Raw genomic sequence first — 19,848 nt, 5'->3', positions numbered from 1 at the left:
GTGTGAAAAGCCGATGGGCATAAAGGCAAATCAGGTGGAAGAGATGCTTCAAGAAGCAGCCAAACAGCAAGTGTTTTTAATGGAGGCCATTTGGACACGTTTTATACCAGCAATAGAAAAAATGCTAGCACTACTTGAGCAGAATGCTATTGGAGAAGTGTTATTCGTTCATGCTGATTTTGGCTTCAAAGGAGATGGAAACCCTGAAGGTAGGCTCTTTAATAAGAATTTAGGTGGAGGCTCTTTATTGGATATTGGAATTTACCCTATTTACTTAAGCCTTTTAGTTTTAGGATTACCTACAGACATAAAAGCTATGGCTCGTATGACTGAGACAGAAGTGGATAGCTATTGCTCCATGCTTTTCAACTATAGTAATAATTCCAAAGCCATTCTAGAATCAACCTTAGAGGCCAATACACCAACAGAGGCCTGTATTTATGGTAGCGAAGGCACCATTAAACTTCATAGTAGGTTTCACCACGCTAATAAAATCACGCTGACTAAAAATGGAGTAGAGGAGGTTTTTGAAATTGGTTATGAAGGCAATGGATATTTTCATGAGATAGAAGAAGTGAACAATTGCATGCGCCAGGGTTTAACCCAAAGCTCAAAATTACCCTTTAAGCTAAGTCTTGATTTAATTAAAATAATTGACCGCGTTAAGAAAGAAATTGGACTAGAGTATTAAACCGATTCTGGAGGTTTAAACTACCATAACATCAGTGTAACCTAAAAAGGGCACTAATGTATATTCTACACCAACCGCACATCAAAAATCCTTTCTGATGTTCAAACATGCATCTTATACTTGCTATAAAAACAGAAGCAATGAAACTGATGAAGTACAACTACTTAGAATTATCAAAACAAGGAAGTATAGCTGCTCTCGTGTTGAGAGTTACTTTTGGCGGATTCTTACTCTATGGGCATGGCATTGGCAAAGTAGGTAGACTATTTGGTGATGAGCCCATTAAATTTCTGGATTTCATTGGGTTAGGAGCACCCCTATCTCTTGCACTGGCCACAGGCGCTGAGGTTATAGGGTCATTAATGATCATGGTAGGTTTGTTTACCCGATTTGCATCGGCACCTGTTATTTTCACACTTTGTGTAGCAGCATTTTTAGTACACGGTGGTGATGGCTTCAGCGGTCAGGAAAAGCTATTTCTTTATATCATGGGTTTTGTAGCCATACTTATCACAGGCCCAGGTAAATATTCTATTGACGGATACCTGTCAAAATCAAGGTAAACTAAGAAGTTCCCCAGTTCTTAATTTGTAGTGCAGAACTATTATATTCAGGTTTTTAATCTGTATAAATGGTCAGTATGCATCACAAAAGGAAATTCAACTTCCTGCTATCAACTATCCTTGTAATTGGATTCGTTAGCGCTTGCTCTGATGGTAGCAAGTCTAAGCAGCCAACAGAAGAAGCTCAGGTTGAGATAAAAAAAGATCCGTTTCCTTTAAAATATACAAGTGGTATCCGCTCCATATTGGAGGAAAACAAAGGTAATATTTGGTTTGGTAGTCATCAGGAGGGTGCTGCTCTATTTGATGGTGAAGGACTCACCTATTTTACTGTAGAAAATGGATTAAGTGACAACCAGATCAGGACAATCTATGAAGATGAAGCCGGTACTGTTTGGTTTGAAGGAGGCAAAGGATTAAGCAACTACAATGGCCAAAGGTTAACTACAATTATCCAAAGAGATTACAGTTCAAAAAATGAGTGGAAACTCAGTGAGAATAACCTATGGTTTAAAGGAGATGAAAGCACTGGCTTCAATACGAGAGAAGGTCAACCCGGTGTATATCGTTATGATGGTGACAAACTCATATATCAGGCATTTCCTATTGAGCTTAAAGCAGGAGAAGAAAGCTACTATTCAGTAACTACACCACTAGTGAAAGGTAAAGATAACATGATTTGGTTTGGCACCTATGGGGCTGCTATTGGCTACAATGGCACAGACTTTAAAATCATCAAGAATGAAAGCCTTGGTTTAACTGGAGATAAGGGTGCATTGCACATCCGAAGCTTACTTTATGATAGCAAGGGCAACCTGTGGATAGGCAATAACGGGTTTGGAGTATTAAAATATGATGGAAAAAATATCATAAATTTTACCGAACTCCACCACCATACAAAAGCAGAAACCGGTGGTAATTCTCTAGAAAAAATCTTCTCTATTGGAGAGGACAATGAAGGAAACATCTGGTTTGGTACCTATCAGTCAGGAGTTTGGCGCTTTGATGGTGAGTCGCTCACAAACTTTACTGAAGAGGATGGCCTCCCGAGCAATCAAATATGGACGATATATAATAGCAAGCATGGCGAGCTATGGTTTGGTGGGGCCGATCCCAGTGGCGTGTATGTATTTAATGGTAGTTCTTTTAAAAGGAAGTATTGAATTATGAAAAAGCATAAAATATTCACCATGGCATTTGCCAGTGTCTATCCTCATTATATCACTAAAGCGGAGAAAAAAGGCCGCACCAAGGCTGAAGTAGATGAAATTATCTGCTGGCTTACAGGCTATGATCAGCAAGCACTGCAAAAGCAAATAGACAAAAAAACTGATTTTGAAAATTTCTTTGAGCAGGCTCCACAGTTAAACCCAAATGTTGACAAAATCACTGGGGTTATTTGCGGCTATCACGTAGAGGAAATCGAAGATGAACTCATGCAAAAAATCAGGTATATGGATAAGCTTATAGATGAGTTGGCCAGAGGCAAGGCCATGGAGAAGATTTTGAGGAAATAGCTATCACCCAAACCATTAATTTCAATTACCAAGAAAGTAAACCAACTCAGCCTAATAACTCCAAAATTGATTGTAATCAAATAAAACGCTACATTGATCTTTGCATTATAACATGGACATAAAGTCCTGTTATACACATTGGGTTTAGTTCAATTAAAAAAATCATAAATGAAGAAGTATTTACAAATTTCAATTTTAATCGCATTAGCAAGCTGCACACCGGAAAGCAAAGAGGAAGTCAGTGCTGTTGAAGTTGACCCGGCAACCCTTGGCAAACATCTTGAGCGACTGGCATCAGATGACTTTATGGGTAGAAAACCATTTACCGAAGGCGAAGAGATCACTGTTAATTATTTGAAAGATGAGTTCGAAAAATTAGGAGTACTACCAGGTAATGGAGACAGCTATTTTCAGGATGTGCCCATGGTAGAAATTACTGGAACGCCTTCTGAAACAATGGTTATTGCCGGGCAGGATGAAAACATCACTTTAAACTATCTGAAAGATTTTGTGGCCACTACCAATAAACCCGAGGAAGAGGTTAGTTTAGAAAACTCCGAGCTTGTTTTTGCTGGTTACGGCATAGTAGCTCCAGAGTATGGTTGGAATGATTATGAAGGAATAGACTGGGCTGGAAAAACAGCAGTAGTTTTAATTAATGACCCTGGTTTTAAATCTGGTGATTCCACACTATTTAAAGGCAATGAAATGACCTATTATGGCCGTTGGACTTATAAATATGAAGAAGCCGCTAGACAAGGAGCTGCGGGCCTAATTATTATTCATGACACAGAACCTGCCTCTTATGGTTGGAATGTTATTGAATCCGGCTGGAGTGGCGCTCGCTTAACAATAGCCAGTGACTTGCCGCTGTTAGATGTAGAATCCTGGGTTAGCACTGAAAGTGCTGAAAAAATGTTTGAAGCATCTGCCATGAAAGGTCAGGATTATAAAACCATGTCAAGGGATAAAAGCTTTTCTCCTATTCCTTTGAATTTAAATGTTACAGTATCCATTCAAAACGAAATCAAAAAAGACGTTTCTAAAAACGTGGTGGCTATGATACCGGGTACCGAGCTGAAGGATGAGTATATCATCTATTCTGCTCATTGGGATCACTTTGGTATTGGTAAAGCCATTGATGGTGATTCCATCTACAATGGTGCGGTAGATAATGCTACGGGCACGGCTGGACTTTTAGCGATAGCCGAAGCTTTCATGAAAAATGGCCCAACAAAACGCTCAATTGTGTTTTTAGAAGTTACTGGTGAGGAACAGGGTTTATTAGGTTCAGCCTATTACGCTGAAAACCCAATTTTCCAACCTGAAAAAACGGTGGCTAATATCAACATTGATGCTTTAGATAGTCCGGGAAAAATGAAAGACCTTACCATTACAGGTTATGGTCAATCAGAAATGGATGAGTATGCTAAAGAAGCTGCTGACGAGCAAAACAGATACATCATTCCAGATCCGGAAGCTGAGAAAGGATACTTCTTCCGATCAGATCATTTCAATTTTGCTAAAATTGGAATCCCAGCGTTGTATGCCAGTGGTACTTATGAAGGTTTTGATCAAAGTATTGAGGAGATAAAAGCCTATAACGATTACTATCGTATTAATAAATACCATCAGCCTTCTGACGAGTATGATCCGGAAACTACAGAACTAAGCGGCATCCAGTTAGACTTACAACTATTTTACAATGTTGGATTGAAACTGTCTAATGAAAACTACTTCCCGAAGTGGTATGATGGAAGTGAATTTAAAGCGGCAAGAAAATAATAATTGACAATAGAGGGGCAACTCCACCAGGGGTTGCTCTCTTTTTTAAAGTATTGATCATGAAATACTGGAAACTTCTTTTCTTAATGCTAATGATCTCGATTAAAGTAGCCGCACAGGATAAAACTGTTGCTTACTTTAACTCATTTGATAACACCAAAATTGCCTTCACAGATGAGGGGGTCGGGGAGGCTGTTATCCTCATTCATGGGTTTATCTCTAATGGCAGCTCATGGGAAAATACTGTTTTAAAAAAGGAGCTTTTAGAAAATGGCTATCGGGTTATCATTCCGGATTTAAGAGGTAATGGTCTTTCGGACAGGCCGCATGATGCTGAAGCCTATAAAAACGATGCTGAGATTAAAGACCTGATGGCGCTGGCTGATCATCTCAAATTAAAAAATTATGTAGTCATTGGCTATTCAAGAGGCTCAATTATTTTAGCAAAGTTACTCACGGTAGAAACTCGTATTTCTAAAGCGGTCATTGGCGGAATGGGCTTTGATTTTACCAATCCCAATTGGGACAGACGCATTGCTTTTGCTGATGCCTTTAGTGGCAGAGCTCCTCTTAATGATTTAACAGAAGGTGCTGTTAACTATGCCAAGTCCATCAATGCGGATATTAAAGCTTTAGGGCTTTTACAAGATTATCAACCAGTCACTAGTCCTGAAGAGCTGAGTAAAGTTTCGAATAAAATACTGATCATCTGTGGTGATAAAGACAGAGATAATGGTGACCCCGAAGAACTACAAACACATCTGCCCAATAGTCACTTGGTGATCGTTAAAGGAGATCATAACAACACCTACAAGCAATCTAATTTTGCTGAAGCGGTTTTGGGATTTTTAGTTGATCATTAGGGCGCTATTGCAACTTCCCAACACATTGATACTTTGCGGTTTACCAGATTGCACAGAAATGGTGTTTGCTTATTCTCAGTTTTTATTATAAACTTAATTAATCTTAGTGCCAAAAAACCATCAGTCACAATGTCTCATTTAGTAAAATATGTCCACTGCTTTATCTGTCTGACGCTTGCCAGTTTGTTTATTTTCGCTTGCTCAAGTAAAGAGGAGCGCGAGTGGAGTTCTATTGAAAAAGACCTTCAAACCATGCTTATTAATGCCTCAGATGGAGAGACTATCGACTTGCCAGCAGGCAATTATATGTTTAAAAAGAGCTTGCTGATAGATGGAAAAAAGAATGTAACCATCAAAGGTGCTGGTTTGGATAACACCGTGCTTTCTTTTGCCATGCAGAAGGAAGGCGCTGAGGGCATCAAGGCCAGCAACTGCATCAACCTTACTTTCGAAGATTTTACCATTGAAGATGCCAAAGGGGATAACATTAAGGTGACCGACACTCGAGGCATTACTTTCAGGGGTGTAAAGTCGCAATGGACTGGTGAACCAGATGAAACCAATGGCGCATATGCCTTTTACCCGGTGCTATCAAAAAATGTGGTGGTGGAAAACTGCTTTGCAATTGGTGCATCTGATGCGGGCATTTATGTAGGCCAAAGCGATAGTGTGATCATTCGAAATAATATTGTGATCAAGAATGTAGCAGGTATTGAAAGTGAAAACTCGCGCTGGGTAGAAATTTATGAAAATGAAGCACATGATAATACTGGCGGTATTTTGGTTTTCGATTTACCGGGCCTTACACAAAGCGGACATACCACAAGAGTTTATAAAAACAGAGTCTATGAAAACAACTATCGCAATTTTGCTCCTGAAGGCAATATTGTAGCCATTGTTCCTCCTGGAACAGGAATACTTTTACTGGCTACACAGAATATTGAAATCTTCAATAATGAATTGATTGATAATAAAACCCTGGGAGTCGGTATTGCAAGTTATAAGTTGGTTGAGTTGATGGGCGCAGAAGGTGGAACCCAACTTGATAATTTGATTACCGAAAAAACAAATACCGGTGAGTATAACTCATTTGCCAATGATATCAACATTCATCATAACATCTTTGACAATAGTAAGTGGTTTCCTACCCTCAAAAATGATTTTGGACTGCTGTTTCTTACTGAGTTCCCTTTCAATACTCCTGATATAGTTTTTGATGGGATCCGTGACCCTGAGAAGCCAATTCAGTTATGCCTGAATAATAATGGCGATATCAAATTTGCTGAACTCGATGCTGAACATGATCTGGAAGGACTTACTGATGAATGGGCTGCCTATCAATGTGAGACTCAATCAATCACTCCGATTTTCTGATATGAGATTGTTCATAACCATAGGTATTGCAGTCCTGATCTTGGCTTGCAGTCAGCAGCACAAGCAAGCAGAAATAAAGGAAGTTTCTCTATCAGGAACATCAAAAGCCAGCAAATGGCCTGATAAATTGAGTGCGTGGGAGCTTTTTGACTTGCCAATGGCTAACTTAAAACCTGCCGAAGGTGTCTTTCCCTATGATATCAATTCAGCTCTTTTTAGCGATTATGCCTTCAAGGCAAGGTTTATAAAGTTGCCCAAGGATAGCGCAATGGGCTATCAACCCTCTTCTACATTAGATTTCCCAGTAGGTTCGGTGTTAATAAAAAACTTCTACTATCCGGAAGACTTCAATAAACCTGATGGAAAAATGAGGATTTTGGAAACACGACTACTAGTTCATGAAAATGAGGGTTGGCTGGCAGTGCCTTATGTATGGAATAAAGAACAAACTGAAGCTCACCTGGAAGTAGCCGGAGCTACAGTGGCAGCATCATGGAAAGATACAAAAGGTGTGACTATAGACCTGAATTACTCGGTGCCCAATCAGGTACAGTGCAAGAGTTGCCACGAGCGCAATGGAAAGTTCTCGCCCATTGGACCAAACGCCCGACAGCTAAACCGAGATGGTCAATTGGAGCAATGGAAGGAAGCAGGTTTATTAACGGGACTACCTGAAAATCACATTCCTAAACTTACTAACTACAATGATGAAACTGCCCTAATAAAAGATAGAGCAAGAGCCTGGCTGGAAATTAACTGTGCACACTGCCATAGTCCGGAAGGGCCTGCCAAAAATACGGGGCTCTACCTATTTGCCTCTCAAACTGATGACTACAAATTAGGCCTCAATAAACCTCCTGTAGCTGCCGGTAGAGGTTCAGGAGGTTTGAAGTATGGCATTGTTCCAGGAAATGCAGAAAACTCCATTCTATATCACCGAATTAAGTCACTGGACCCTGGTGTAATGATGCCTGAGCTTGGGCGTAAAATGGAACACAAAGAAGGTGTGGCACTTATCAAGGAATGGATTGACGGAATGGTTGTAAATTAGTGCTTGGCTAAAAGCTGAAATGAAGCAATACCCATTTCTATTTTCTTCAAATTAGAATATTTCATTATCTTTAATGCGTCATATTAACGCATTGAAATTATGGGAATGAAAAAGTCACTAATTCTTCTTTTCTCAGCAGCAATTGTCAGCTGCCAGACCACCACAAAAAATGAGGAGATTGCCAACCTACCAGAGCTGGTCACAAATAAATCAAAGGCTATTGTTGAGTCGGATGGGAAAAAATATAGGGACCTCAATCATAACAATCAGCTTGATAAATATGAGAATTCATCTCTCCCTATAGAAGAGCGAATAGATGACCTGCTCAGCCAAATGACCATTGAAGAAAAGGCCGGTTTAATGTTTCTTACCGGTACTGGGGTAAGTACCACAACCTTGCCGGATAGCAAAGAAGGTATTGAAGGTCCGGCCGCAAGGATGCCTTCTATTGCGGAGAATATGTCAGAAAAAGAGATAAGATCTTTAAATATTTGGGCCATCCCTGAAGACCCAAGTGTTTTAGCAAAGTGGTATAACAACGTGCAGATTTTGGCTGAAGCTAGTAGGCTGGGCATACCTGTTACCATAGCTTCAGACCCACGTCACCATTTCAGTAATAACATCTTCGCCATGAGTGCCAAAGGATTTTCTCAGTTTCCAGAGACCTTGGGTTTAGCAGCACTACGTGATGAAACTTTGATGCGAAAGTTTGCCGATATTGTAAGGCAGGAATATTTAGCCGTTGGCATAAGAGAAGCACTACACCCTCAAATTGATCTGGCTACAGAGCCCAGATGGGCGAGAATTAGCGGCACTTTTGGTGAAGATGCTGAGCTTTCAGCCATGCTGGTAAAAGCCTATATTGAGGGCCTTCAAGGTGCAACACTTGATGAAAATGGTATTGCTGCGATGACCAAACATTTCCCTGGTGGCGGACCACAGAAAGAAGGCCTTGATCCGCACTTCTCATTTCAAAAAGGTCAGATCTATCCAGGAAATAATTTTGATTATCATCTGATTCCATTCGAAGCTGCTTTTGAAGCCAATACCTCCGCCATCATGCCATATTATGGTGTGCCTGTTGATCAGACCGATGAGAACGTTGCAATGGCATACAACAAAGCCATCATCACGACACTACTTCGAGAAAAGTATAAATATGATGGAGTGGTTTGCACAGATTGGGGTTTAATTTCTGATGTACCCATGGGACCAGGCGTCATCTGGAAAGCCCGGGCTTGGGGAGTTGAGGAATTGAGCGAGCCTGAACGAGTATTAAGAGTGATAGAAGTGGGCTGCGATCAGTTTGGAGGAGAGAATAAACCTGAGTTAGTTGTTCAGTTGGTGAAGGAAGGCAAGCTTTCAGAGGATCGGGTGGATGTTTCTGTTAGAAGACTTCTTAAACAAAAATTCCAATTAGGATTGTTCGATAACCCATTCGTAGATGAAACAAAGGTAGGTGAGATCGTTGGTAAGCCAGGGTGGGTGCAGTTAGGTGAAAAAGGTCAACAAGAATCAATGACTTTGCTCAAAAATGATAATACTCTTCCATTAACCCAGAATACTTTAAAGGTCTATATTGAAAATATTGACAGTGCTACTGTGGCCGAATATGCCGAAGTAGTTGCCACACCAGAAGCTGCAGATTTTGCCATCATCAGGATCAACACCCCTTGGTATCCTGCAGACACAAAAAATCCTTTTGCTCTAGGTTTTCACCATGGTGACTTAGACTTTAAAGGTGAGGCGAAAGAGAAGATTATGAAGCTGCTCAAAACTGTGCCTACAGTTGTGGATATCTATCTGGACAGGCCTGCAGTTATTCCTGATATTGCTGGAGCTTCAAAAGCACTAATTGCCAATTATGGTGCCAGTGACAAAGCAGTTTGTGAAGTACTGTTCGGAAATTCAGCCCCTAAAGGTAAGCTCCCATTCGAGCTCCCATCTTCTATGAAGGCAGTTGAAGAGCAAAAGACAGATGTTCCTTATGATAGCAAAGATCCATTGTTTGCTTATGGATTTGGACTCGCATACAACTAGTCGAGCTGAAATAACATGATAAAAGCCCTGCGCTTCCTGAGGAAGTGCAGGGCTTTTTATTCATCAGGGTTTGATCTTATTTCGATTAAACCCACATGTAGACAAAGTAGCAATATAATCGATTGTTATTCTAACACTATTCCATTGAAAACTTTTCCCTTATCTTCGAAAAAAATCAACCCTATGATTAAACACATACTACTTTCCATTTTATTAACTGCCACACTTTCTGCTTTTGCACAATCTGATGCTGAACTGGTGAAGGCAACTATATCTCAAAGTACAATTAAAGGACATGTTTATTTTCTGGCATCAGACGAACTAAAAGGTCGGGCAACTGGATCTCCTGAAATTGGAATTGCAGCCAAATATTTATCGACAACATTTCAGCGATATGGTGTGCAACCTGTCCCAGGTGCTGTGGATGGATATTTTCAGCCAATGATATTGGAAACGGTTACCCCAGCAACCACTAAAAAAGTGAGTGCCGGTGAAAAGCTATTTGAAGACATAGTAGTACTTGGTGGTGGTAATATGACAGAGTCACTTGAAACTGTTTTTGTAGAATACGGAACTGAAAAAGACTATAAGAAAAAGGATGTTAAAGGTAAATTGGTCATTGCACTGGCAGGTTCAAAAGATGCATCTGACCTGAGTGGAGCATTCGCTACTTCTGAGTCAAAATCTCAGCTGGCTAAATATAAAGGAGCCGCTGGAATCATTGAACTTACAAGTTTCACAGAGGCGGAATGGACACGCCTCAACAGGTATTATGGAAGGTCTTCTACAAAAATAAAAAGCAATGACACCGATAATTTCCTCCACCTGATGGTGAAGAGTGATGAAGCAGGGCTAAGTGCTCTCAAATCCAACAAATCGGCTGATATTCAAATTGAAGGAAGTACTTCTACAGATATGCCTGCCAAAAATGTAGTTGGCATGGTTGAAGGTACTGACCCGCAATTGAAAAACGAATTTGTGATTTACTCCGCACACTATGATCATATTGGTATTGGCAAGCCAAATGCCGAAGGTGACTCTATTTATAATGGTGCCAGAGACAATGCAGTTGGGGTGGTTACAGTAATGAGTGCAGCTGAGAACATTGCCAGAAACCCTACCAAAAGATCCGCCTTGTTTATCCTTTTCACAGGAGAGGAAAAAGGTTTGTTGGGTAGCCGGTACTACGCTGAAAACCCGTTAATTCCGATGAACCAAATGGTATATTGCTTCAATAGTGATAATGGCGGTTATAATGATACTTCTATTGCTACTATTGTAGGGCTTGGTCGTACCACTGCAGCAGATCATATCATGAAAGCTTGTGAAACTTTTGACCTAAAAGCCATTGATGATCCGGCTGGTGAGCAAGGCCTATTTGACAGATCTGACAATGTTAATTTTGCAGCTCAAGGAGTACCTGCGCCTACTTTTAGTTTGGGCTTTACTGCTTTCGATGCTGAAATAACCAAGTACTACCACCAAACAGCCGATAATCCTGAAACACTGGATTACGACTACCTTTACAAGTTCTTTGGTGCCTATGTACTGGCCTGTAGATTAATAGCCAATGATCCAACGACACCATTCTGGACAGAGGGAGATAAATATTATGAGGCAGGGAAGGCTCTTTATGAGAAATAACATATAAACAGCTGGCTCTCTTTTAAAAAAAGGAGAGCCAGTAACTTTGAAGTTATCTCTCTAAGTAGTTTGGAATTACTGCTTAGAAAATCTCGTACATTTCATTAAGAGACATTTGAATGAATAGTACTTGAAAAGGTTACTCCGTAAAATAAACCCTTTTCACTCTCTGGCTTACATTGGTGAGTATCTCATAAGGTATGGTGCCTATACCATCAGCCAATTCAATAATTGAGATATTATTTCCAAAGATTTCCACCTGATCACCAACTTCAACATTTAAATCTGTAACATCAATCATGGTCATGTCCATACACACATTGCCAATGACACTAGCTCGTTGACCATTAACCCAAACAAAACCTTTACCCTGACTAAATGCTCTTGAAAAACCATCTGCGTAGCCAATGGCAATAGTAGCAACTACAATATCTTTGTCAGCAACACCTTTACGACCATAACCAACTGTTTCACCCTGCTTAACTGTTCTCAATTGTGAAATGATTGTGGTTAGCTCGCTTATAGGTTGCAATAATTTTTGGTCCTCCGTTTTGCCTGCCTCTACACCATACAACCCTATGCCTAACCTCACCATGTCAAAGTGAAATTGTGGATAACGCAAAATACCAGGTGAATTAACTAAGTGAAGAATCGGATTTTCCTTAACGGCTGATCTTAGTTTTCCACTAAGCCGGCTAAACTTTTCCGCCTGCTGTTCAGAAAATTGCTCATGTATAGCTTCATCTGCTCCGGCAAGGTGACTGAAAATACTTTTCACTGTCAGATTATCATTGGATTGCAAACGCTGAATCAGGCTATCTATCTCATCCTCGTCAAAACCCAAGCGCTTCATGCCCGTTTCAATTTTCAAATGAATCGCTCCTTCGCGACCATTTAGAAATTGTAGATATTTATCGAGTAGGTCAAGGTTATAAATCTCAGGCTCAAGGTTGTTTTTATAAATACTTTCAAAGCTATCAGGACTAGGGTTCATCACCATAATAGGTAAGTGAATACCATTTTCCCTGAGTCTTACTCCCTCATCAGCGTAGGCCACACCCAGATAATCTACTCTATGATACTGCATGAGATTAGCAATCTCAAAGCTTCCACTCCCATAAGAAAAGGCCTTTACCATGGCCATTATTTTGGTATTGCCTCCCAACTTAGATCGGTAAAAATTAAGATTGTTGGTCAGGGCATCCAGGTTAATTTTAAGTACCGTACCATGAATTTTTTCCTCCAGGGATTTTACAATCCTCTCCAGTCCAAAAACCCTTGCTCCTTTAATTAAAATCACAGAATCGTTTAAGTCCATCTGCTCAATGTTTTGCAAAAAGTCGTCTGTGGCGTTGTAGAAATGAGCAGGCTGTTTACATAATGATTGATAATCGCTAATGTCTGTTCCAATTCCAATAACAAGGTCAACATCTGCGGCTTGTAGTTTCTCAAACACCTGACGGTACAAAACTTCATCAGGCAAGCCAGACTGCAATATATCTGAGATTATTACCACCTTCCTGCTCTTCTGCTGCTGTGTCGTTAAAAACTCAACTGCCCGCTGCAGACCTCCAAGATCATTATTATAGGTGTCATCAATAATATAACTATTGCCTATTGCCTTCTTAAGCTCAAGCCGCATATTTACAGGCAGCAGTTTATTAATCCGCTCCTGAATATCCTCTTTGCCTATTTTGAGATAGAGCATTGTAGCTATGCAATGCATCATATTTTCTAATGAAGCAGGATCTGTAAATGGTAGCTTTAATGCAAAGTTTTCACTCTCATACGCCAGCTGAACTAGTGCACCTTTTGAAGCGTTATCAACACTTATAATTTTAAGTGTGCAACGGTCTTTATAACCCCAGCAAAAAGCTTTGCCTGAGAATTTGTTATAAATCAGGTCATCATCTCCATGGAAGATTACGGTCTCAACATTTTCAAAAAGCTGCGCCTTTTCAGATAGTTTTTGTTCCCTAGACTCAAAGCCCTGATCATGTGCAGCGCCAAGATTGGTGAAAATCCCCAGTGAAGGTTGAATCACTTTTTCCAGGTTTTGCATCTCATCAGATTGAGATATACCTGCTTCAAAAATGGCTAAGTTATGAGCTTTACTAATACCCCATAAAGATAGTGGAACCCCTACCTGTGAGTTAAAGCTTTTTGGACTTCTGACAATATTGTAAAAAGGGGTAAGGCAGGTAAAAAGCCATTCTTTGGTAATGGTTTTACCATTACTTCCTGTTATAGCAATGACAGGTAATTTAAAATGTGAGCGATGCTTTGAGGCAACTTTTTGAAGTGCTGAGATCGTGTTATCAACAAGAATAACGTTAGCTTCTGGACCTAATTGAACTTGTTTTTGAACAACAAAGTTTCTAACCCCTTTGGCATATTGATCGTGCAGAAAGTTGTGACTATCATGATACTCACCAGCTATAGCAAAGAAGAGTGCATCTCTGGATATAAAAGCCTTCCGGCTATCTATGATCAGCGATTTAATCTCATCATTAGAATGATTTGCAAGCACCTTACCATGGGTAAATTCTGCAATGTCTTTAAACCTCATAATGACAATATCATTTCGTATTGATCAATCTGATTATCGAACCCCAATTTTGTAAAGAAGGACTTTGTGCCTTCGGCCTCATCATTCACATTAATTATTGTCAATTTTTTCTGTAGACTGGCTTCAAAAATATAGTTGATAATGGCACTACCAATGCCTTTTCTTCTGACATCTGATTTTATTCCTATTTGACTAATTCTCCCAAATGAAGGCTGAAAGATTGCAAACCCAACACATTCATCATCAATACGGGCTTCTATAATTGTTTCATTAGCAAGGTTGTCTGAAATCATTCTGGAGGAATCAAGAAAGCTTGGCTGATAGTCACAGAACTTATCATAAACATCCCAATTAGGATATCTAACAGCAAAAATATCTGCGCTTGTTCTGTTCGCTCCAACCTTTAAGTTATCCACATCTGTCAAAATGTAGCATTTAAAAAACCTTGTCTTTTCAAATCCAATGTTTTGATAGGCTTTAATGGCTCTGTCATTTGAGGTAAGCACTTCAAGCACACATTGCTTTATTTTTCTTTCATTAAACAGTGGCGCCAGGTATTCATACATCTGAGTAGTTAGCTGTTGACCTCTATATCTTGGTCTTACCCCTGTACCTCCGTTATAGGCAGTAAGCTTTCCATCATAATAATTAACAGCAGAAAAAATAAAGCCTATCAATGAACCATCATAATTAAAAGCTCCGGCAGAAAGGTTGAAGTCAATCTTAAGCTTTTGCACAAACTTTCTTACAAATTGTTCCTTGGTAAGCTTAAAAGGAATCGCATAATCTGAGAAAGCATCAAGAAATGTGATGTACATTTCTGTAAGGTCTACAGGCTTAAGATTTTTGATGTATATAGAGTCGGCCATATTTAGTGCAATTTAGCACCATTTGGCGTTTTTTTATCTGGTACTGCCAATATTACATCTCCATTCTCATCAGCAAACCCAGTCACCAAAACCTGAGAAATAACTGGTCCTATTTGCTTCTCTGGAAAGTTAACCACAGCCACAACCTGTTTTCCGATTAATTCGTCTTTGGAATAGTGTTTTGTTATCTGTGCACTAGACTTTTTTTCTCCTATTTTGGGGCCAAAATCTACCCACAATTTATAAGCAGGTTTTCTAGCTTCCGGAAAGTCCTCAGCACGGGTAATAGTTCCTACTTTAACGGCTACTTTTTCGAAATCTGCCCATGATATTTCATCCATAGATTCTCATTTTGATGTAATTAACAAAAATAAGGTACATGAGCCAACGGAGTAAATAACCTTTTAGATTTTAATGCGTATATTAGGACACTTCGAAACGTTGAGATGAATAGAACTACCGAAAAACCACTATTGACGGTCCTGTTAATATCAGGGGTTTTATTCCTAAATCCATTTGATACTAAAGCCCAGGAGGGCAGTCCAGATCATGGTTTGGGGGATTATAATCGAGCTGATGTTAATTACACGCAGGGTCAACAACCTACCGATGGTATAGGTGAACCTCATAACGAAGTAACAGTTCCCTCAAGTGAAGTCTCAATAGCAAAGCCAGACGGTGCTAGTGCTGTTGATTCAAAGAAAAAAGAAATTAAAACAGTTATTCCTAAAACCTCTTTGGTTCCAAAAAAGGAAGAAGTAAAAGAAAAAACAGCTACGTCAGATTCAGGAACTAACAATTCTGAGGCTGTTAATAATGGTGAAAACAATGAATCTGTTCTAGGGTTCAACGTTCTTTACTACATTATTCAAAAATTTAAGTTCAATGACGTCAACGTCATAGATCAATAGATTTCCCTACAAGTACTAATATCACCATTTGCATAAATCCTTAGAGATGTTGCATAAGTTTTTGCAACTTTGTTGCATTTACAATGAAACACCTATTTTCTACTCTTTTATTCCTAATTGTTAGCACATTAGTCATGGGGCAGCAAGACTGCCGCGTAAACTGTAGCTGTAGCATCAAAGGAAAAATTGTTGATGCCCAAACTGGAAAGGCCATTGAGTTCGCCAGTTTACAAATAAAGGGTACGTCTAAAGGTTCTACCACGGACAGTGATGGTTTATTTGAGTTTAATGACCTCTGTGAAACCGAAGTAGACTTATTGATTTCGCATATCGGCTATAAGCAGCTAACTCACCATCATGATGCCTTTCACAACGACCCTGTAGTTCAATTGGCTCCTGATAATCTTATACTTGAAAGTATTGTGGTTGAAGATAAAGCTGAAAAGGACCTCTCTAAAAGCAGTAGCATAAGTACTATAGAGGGTAGGGAATTTGAAGAAATAAAATCAGAGTCATTAGGCGATGCACTTTCCTCTATCAGTGGTGTTTCTACCCTTACTACAGGTAGTAATGTAGTAAAGCCCATCATACATGGTTTACATAGCAACAGAATATTAATTATCAACAATGGCATCAGGCATGAAAGCCAGGACTGGGGCCAGGAACATGCTCCAGAAATTGATGCTTCAATGGCTGAAGGTATAGAGCTCATTAAAGGAGCAGCTGCCGTAAAATACGGACCAAATGCCATTGGCGGAGTTATACTTATCAACCCGCCAAAAATGGAATTGAGCTCCCACTTTCATGGTGACATCAATTTACAGGCAGAATCCAATGGCCGTGCACTAGATGGCAGCTTCTTGTTCCAGAAAGGGTTTGAGAATTTTGCCTGGATGGTACAAGGCGCAGGGCGATATCAGGGAGATTTGAATACTCCCGACTATCAACTAACTAATACAGGACTTCGTGAGTCAAGCCTTGGTGTAGGTCTTCGGTTTCATAAAAGACAATGGGATTTTGAAACACATTTCAGCCACTTCGAACAGAAGTTAGGAATTTTGAGGGGTTCAATAACAGGAAATATTGAGGATCTGGCAGATGCTATTAATGATGAAATTCCAGATTTTACCGAAGACTTCTCTTATGAAATCAAAGCCCCCAATCAGGAAGTCAGTCATGACGTTTTAAAATTGAAGGCCAGCCATAATTTCACTAATAGCAGATTGGACCTGACATATGCTATTCAATATAATACACGGAAAGAATTTGATGTACGAAGAGGAAGTAATGCAGATGTGCCTTCAATTAACCTGGAACTTATGACACACACTGTTGATGCAGAATGGCTACATCCAACTGTCAATGATTGGGAGGGCACCCTTGGTATTCAATGGCTCTATCAAGACAATAATAATGTAGAAGGAACCAATACCATCCCATTTATACCTAACTATAATAATGGAAGAATAGGTGTCTACATAGCCGAAACAAGGTCACTCAGTACCAATACTACATTGGACATTGGCCTGCGATATGACTTCCAAAATGCTTCATTTCGAGGACGGGATAGTAGAAATGACATATTCATTGTTGATGAGAATTTTCAAAGTGTAAGCGGTATAATAGGGATCAAAAAAACCCTAAATAGCAACAGTGAAATGAGGATGAACCTGGCAACAGCCTGGCGACCACCCAATATTGCAGAACTTTTTAGCTATGGAAAGCATCAATATACTAACCAGTATGGCTTTTATAGGTATACCAATGAAAATGGAAATATTACTACAGATGTAGTTTTAGATTCTGATGATTTATCTGTGGGAAATGAATTAGGTTATAAGCTCATAGGCACCTATTCGTATGCAAATTCAAAAATCATTTTGGAGGTCTCCCCATATCTTAATGTTATAAAAAATTACATTTACTCAGCACCTAGTGGCATAATCAATACCGTAAGAGGCACTTTCCCATTGTTTGTATTTAAGCAAACAGACGCTCTGCTTAGTGGGTTAGACGCCACACTTAAAATTAAGCACAGTGAGCCGATTTCTTCAAAAATCACCGGCTCCTACCTATATGCCAGAGACATAAAAAATGATGATGTATTGTTTAACATGCCTGCAAATAAAATATCCTATCAGATTAATTTTACCAAGTCATTGGGGAATGTAGAATGGGATAATAAGCTAGAAGTAAGCTATAATTTTGAGCAGTATAATGCGCCCAGAGTAATTCCTGCGCAGACATTCGTAGATGATAGAAATTTCAACCCCTTTGCTACTGATGATTCCAATTTTGATTTTACAAAAGCACCAGAAGGATATACTTTGGTGAATGCCTCAAGTACACTATCCTTTAAGCAATGGGTAGTAAGTTTACGTGGTAAAAACCTGTTTAATACGACTTATAGACAATATACCAACCTCATCCGCTATTTTGCAGATGAACCTGGAATAAATTTCGAACTTGGAGTACAATTAAAATTGTAATCTCTTGCAACATTGTTGCATTTGCAATATTATTGCATCATTGATTAACCAACATGAAAAATATGAAATACCTAAATGTACTTTTGCTGGCTCTTTTAGTTGGCTTTGCTTCATGCGATGATGATGATGTGCCTGCCGCAGAAAACGAAGAAGAAGTAATTGACAATATCGTCCTCACATTTACTGATGACGACACAGGTGATGAGTTTGTATTTGAAGCTAACGATCCCTCTGGCTCAGGTTCATTTACTTACGATGACATCGAAATTAAAGCAAACGCTACCTACACACTATCAGTAGAATTTAATAATGCAGCGGAGGGTGAGTCTATCACTGAGGAAATTGAAGAAGAAGCTGATGAGCACATGATTTTCTTCGAGTTTACCAATAACATTTTTGCCAACCCTCAGGGCAACGGAAATATTGGTGCTGGTAGCCGTGATGATGCTTTAAATTATCTTGATCAAGACGGCAATGGCCAACCTACAGGATTATCCACAAGCTGGCAAACAGGAGACGCAGTAGCTGGAGTTTTCAGAATTGTGCTGAAACATCAACCGGATAATAAATCTGCAACAAGTACATCTACGGATGGTGAAACAGATGTGGATGTTGAGTTTCCTATTGCAATCATACGATAAGAAGAACAGAAATTTAATACAACAAAAAACCCAGCCTTTATGGACTGGGTTTTTTTATACTCTTCTTGCACTCTTATCTAGCTTACTTTCACAATAAACTTCTCGAGCTCTTTTAGCTTTATTCTTCCTTCATAGAAGGCCTTTCCAAAAATAACGGCAAAAACGCCCATGTCATTTAGCCTTTCAATATCAGCCACATCTCTTACCCCTCCACTGGCCAATACACAGATGTCCTGAAACTTATCTATCACTTGTTGGTAAAGATCAAAAGCAGGTCCCGCCATGACACCATCTTTAGAAATATCTGTTGTCTTAACATATTTCAGGCCTCTTGAATAGAAGTAATCTATATGATCAATAATATCCACATCAGTTTGTTTCTGCCAACCACGAACGGCAATTTTACCATCAAGCGCATCGGCACCCAAAGTGATCTTTTCTCTTCCATAAGACACAATCCACGAAGCAAACAATTCCTTTCTGCTTACAGCAATACTTGCTGCAGTAATATAGCTCGCACCATATTCATATGCTTTAGAAATGTCTCCATCGGTGTGGATACCCCCTGTGAAATCAACCTTCAGATTAGTATAGCCAGCAATGGCCTCCAGTATATGATAATTCTTAGGCTGCCCTCTTTTTGCTCCATCCAAATCCACAAGGTGCACTACCTCAATACCATGATCTTCAAAAGATTTGGCAAGGTCTATTGGGGTTTGGTCATACACTATCTCCTTGCTGAAGTCGCCTTGCTGAAGTCTTATGACTTTTCCATCATTTATGGCAATTGAAGGTATAATCTGAATCATTGATTTCCGTTGGTTTTAGAGATTACAATTCT

General features: G+C 39.5%; 17 protein-coding genes. 13 read left to right on the top strand and 4 right to left on the bottom strand.

Features of this window, described 5'->3' with window-relative positions; genetic code table 11:
• The 10 genes from E1140_RS21460 to E1140_RS09505 form a co-directional block, all read left to right on the top strand.
• A partial coding sequence (locus E1140_RS21460) for a Gfo/Idh/MocA family protein (protein WP_185153512.1) occupies nucleotides 1–691 on the top strand: 691 nt, incomplete at its 5' end.
• A 107-nt stretch (nucleotides 692–798) separates the two neighbouring features.
• Nucleotides 799–1,254, top strand: coding sequence for a DoxX family protein (locus E1140_RS09545; RefSeq protein WP_155182352.1), 456 nt, complete (start codon nucleotides 799–801; stop codon nucleotides 1,252–1,254).
• A 77-nt stretch (nucleotides 1,255–1,331) separates the two neighbouring features.
• Complete coding sequence (locus E1140_RS09540) at nucleotides 1,332–2,417, top strand: ligand-binding sensor domain-containing protein (RefSeq protein WP_185153510.1); 1,086 nt, start codon at nucleotides 1,332–1,334, stop codon at nucleotides 2,415–2,417.
• Nucleotides 2,418–2,420: 3 nt separating this feature from the next.
• Nucleotides 2,421–2,771, top strand: coding sequence for a DUF2200 domain-containing protein (locus E1140_RS09535; protein WP_155182347.1), 351 nt, complete (start codon nucleotides 2,421–2,423; stop codon nucleotides 2,769–2,771).
• A gap of 168 nt (nucleotides 2,772–2,939) precedes the next feature.
• Nucleotides 2,940–4,556: a M28 family metallopeptidase gene (locus E1140_RS09530; protein ID WP_155182344.1), complete on the top strand. Its 1,617-nt coding sequence runs from the start codon at nucleotides 2,940–2,942 to the stop codon at nucleotides 4,554–4,556.
• Between the two features lie 59 nt (nucleotides 4,557–4,615).
• On the top strand, nucleotides 4,616–5,419 hold the full coding sequence (locus E1140_RS09525) for an alpha/beta fold hydrolase (RefSeq protein ID WP_155182341.1): 804 nt from the start codon (nucleotides 4,616–4,618) through the stop codon (nucleotides 5,417–5,419).
• Nucleotides 5,420–5,548: 129 nt separating this feature from the next.
• A complete protein-coding gene (locus E1140_RS09520; RefSeq protein WP_155182338.1) occupies nucleotides 5,549–6,793 on the top strand; it encodes a parallel beta-helix domain-containing protein in 1,245 nt (414 codons plus the stop codon).
• Nucleotides 6,711–7,844, top strand: a complete 1,134-nt coding sequence (locus E1140_RS09515) for an SO2930 family diheme c-type cytochrome (protein WP_246202772.1) — start codon at nucleotides 6,711–6,713, stop codon at nucleotides 7,842–7,844. Before E1140_RS09520 ends, E1140_RS09515 begins: the two co-directional genes overlap by 83 nt.
• A gap of 105 nt (nucleotides 7,845–7,949) precedes the next feature.
• Complete coding sequence (locus E1140_RS09510) at nucleotides 7,950–9,884, top strand: glycoside hydrolase family 3 protein (RefSeq protein WP_155182335.1); 1,935 nt, start codon at nucleotides 7,950–7,952, stop codon at nucleotides 9,882–9,884.
• A gap of 183 nt (nucleotides 9,885–10,067) precedes the next feature.
• Nucleotides 10,068–11,528, top strand: a complete 1,461-nt coding sequence (locus E1140_RS09505; RefSeq protein WP_155182332.1) for a M28 family peptidase — start codon at nucleotides 10,068–10,070, stop codon at nucleotides 11,526–11,528.
• 139 nt (nucleotides 11,529–11,667) lie between these two features.
• Here E1140_RS09505 and E1140_RS09500 read toward each other — a convergent pair whose 3' ends face one another.
• Genes E1140_RS09500 through E1140_RS09490 form a run of 3 tightly spaced genes read right to left on the bottom strand, consistent with a single transcriptional unit; the run spans nucleotide 11,668 to nucleotide 15,307 of the window.
• Nucleotides 11,668–14,097, bottom strand: a complete 2,430-nt coding sequence (locus E1140_RS09500) for a bifunctional UDP-N-acetylmuramoyl-tripeptide:D-alanyl-D-alanine ligase/alanine racemase (protein ID WP_155182330.1) — start codon at nucleotides 14,095–14,097, stop codon at nucleotides 11,668–11,670.
• Complete coding sequence (locus tag E1140_RS09495) at nucleotides 14,094–14,966, bottom strand: GNAT family N-acetyltransferase (RefSeq protein WP_155182326.1); 873 nt, start codon at nucleotides 14,964–14,966, stop codon at nucleotides 14,094–14,096. The genes E1140_RS09500 and E1140_RS09495 overlap by 4 nt, the downstream gene beginning before the upstream one ends.
• Before the next feature lie 2 nt (nucleotides 14,967–14,968).
• Nucleotides 14,969–15,307 carry a tRNA-binding protein gene (locus tag E1140_RS09490; protein ID WP_155182323.1) on the bottom strand — a complete coding sequence of 113 codons (339 nt, stop codon included), beginning with the start codon at nucleotides 15,305–15,307 and terminating at the stop codon, nucleotides 14,969–14,971.
• Nucleotides 15,308–15,412: 105 nt separating this feature from the next.
• On the opposite strand from E1140_RS09490, the gene E1140_RS09485 reads away from it, so the two are divergent.
• From E1140_RS09485 to E1140_RS09475, 3 genes are all read left to right on the top strand, one after another.
• The gene (locus E1140_RS09485) at nucleotides 15,413–15,877 is read left to right on the top strand and encodes a hypothetical protein (protein WP_155182322.1); all 465 of its coding nucleotides are present in this window, start codon (nucleotides 15,413–15,415) and stop codon (nucleotides 15,875–15,877) included.
• 83 nt (nucleotides 15,878–15,960) lie between these two features.
• A complete protein-coding gene (locus tag E1140_RS09480) occupies nucleotides 15,961–18,366 on the top strand; it encodes a TonB-dependent receptor (RefSeq protein ID WP_155182319.1) in 2,406 nt (801 codons plus the stop codon).
• A 62-nt stretch (nucleotides 18,367–18,428) separates the two neighbouring features.
• A complete protein-coding gene (locus tag E1140_RS09475; protein ID WP_246202770.1) occupies nucleotides 18,429–19,007 on the top strand; it encodes a hypothetical protein in 579 nt (192 codons plus the stop codon).
• Nucleotides 19,008–19,084: 77 nt separating this feature from the next.
• On the opposite strand, the gene E1140_RS09470 is transcribed toward E1140_RS09475, so the two are convergent.
• Nucleotides 19,085–19,816 (bottom strand): 1-(5-phosphoribosyl)-5-[(5-phosphoribosylamino)methylideneamino]imidazole-4-carboxamide isomerase, encoded by a 732-nt coding sequence (locus tag E1140_RS09470; protein ID WP_155182314.1) that lies wholly within the window; start codon nucleotides 19,814–19,816, stop codon nucleotides 19,085–19,087.
• Between the last annotated feature and the right edge of the window lie 32 nt (nucleotides 19,817–19,848).

The organism is Fulvivirga lutimaris (assembly GCF_009711525.1).
Lineage (GTDB): Bacteria > Bacteroidota > Bacteroidia > Cytophagales > Cyclobacteriaceae > Fulvivirga > Fulvivirga lutimaris.
This window is presented reverse-complemented; position numbering and strand designations above follow the sequence as displayed.

What these genes read in the sequence shown, in the direction of transcription:
- E1140_RS09545 (WP_155182352.1), top strand. Translation starts at nt 799, where the DNA reads ATGCATCTTATACTTGCTATAAAAACAGAAGCAATGAAACTGATGAAG.
- E1140_RS09540 (WP_185153510.1), top strand. Translation starts at nt 1,332, where the DNA reads ATGCATCACAAAAGGAAATTCAACTTCCTGCTATCAACTATCCTTGTA.
- E1140_RS09535 (WP_155182347.1), top strand. Translation starts at nt 2,421, where the DNA reads ATGAAAAAGCATAAAATATTCACCATGGCATTTGCCAGTGTCTATCCT.
- E1140_RS09530 (WP_155182344.1), top strand. Translation starts at nt 2,940, where the DNA reads ATGAAGAAGTATTTACAAATTTCAATTTTAATCGCATTAGCAAGCTGC.
- E1140_RS09525 (WP_155182341.1), top strand. Translation starts at nt 4,616, where the DNA reads ATGAAATACTGGAAACTTCTTTTCTTAATGCTAATGATCTCGATTAAA.
- E1140_RS09520 (WP_155182338.1), top strand. Translation starts at nt 5,549, where the DNA reads ATGTCTCATTTAGTAAAATATGTCCACTGCTTTATCTGTCTGACGCTT.
- E1140_RS09515 (WP_246202772.1), top strand. Translation starts at nt 6,711, where the DNA reads ATGCTGAACATGATCTGGAAGGACTTACTGATGAATGGGCTGCCTATC.
- E1140_RS09510 (WP_155182335.1), top strand. Translation starts at nt 7,950, where the DNA reads ATGAAAAAGTCACTAATTCTTCTTTTCTCAGCAGCAATTGTCAGCTGC.
- E1140_RS09505 (WP_155182332.1), top strand. Translation starts at nt 10,068, where the DNA reads ATGATTAAACACATACTACTTTCCATTTTATTAACTGCCACACTTTCT.
- E1140_RS09500 (WP_155182330.1), bottom strand. Translation starts at nt 14,097, where the DNA reads ATGAGGTTTAAAGACATTGCAGAATTTACCCATGGTAAGGTGCTTGCA.
- E1140_RS09495 (WP_155182326.1), bottom strand. Translation starts at nt 14,966, where the DNA reads ATGGCCGACTCTATATACATCAAAAATCTTAAGCCTGTAGACCTTACA.
- E1140_RS09490 (WP_155182323.1), bottom strand. Translation starts at nt 15,307, where the DNA reads ATGGATGAAATATCATGGGCAGATTTCGAAAAAGTAGCCGTTAAAGTA.
- E1140_RS09485 (WP_155182322.1), top strand. Translation starts at nt 15,413, where the DNA reads ATGAATAGAACTACCGAAAAACCACTATTGACGGTCCTGTTAATATCA.
- E1140_RS09480 (WP_155182319.1), top strand. Translation starts at nt 15,961, where the DNA reads ATGAAACACCTATTTTCTACTCTTTTATTCCTAATTGTTAGCACATTA.
- E1140_RS09475 (WP_246202770.1), top strand. Translation starts at nt 18,429, where the DNA reads ATGAAATACCTAAATGTACTTTTGCTGGCTCTTTTAGTTGGCTTTGCT.
- E1140_RS09470 (WP_155182314.1), bottom strand. Translation starts at nt 19,816, where the DNA reads ATGATTCAGATTATACCTTCAATTGCCATAAATGATGGAAAAGTCATA.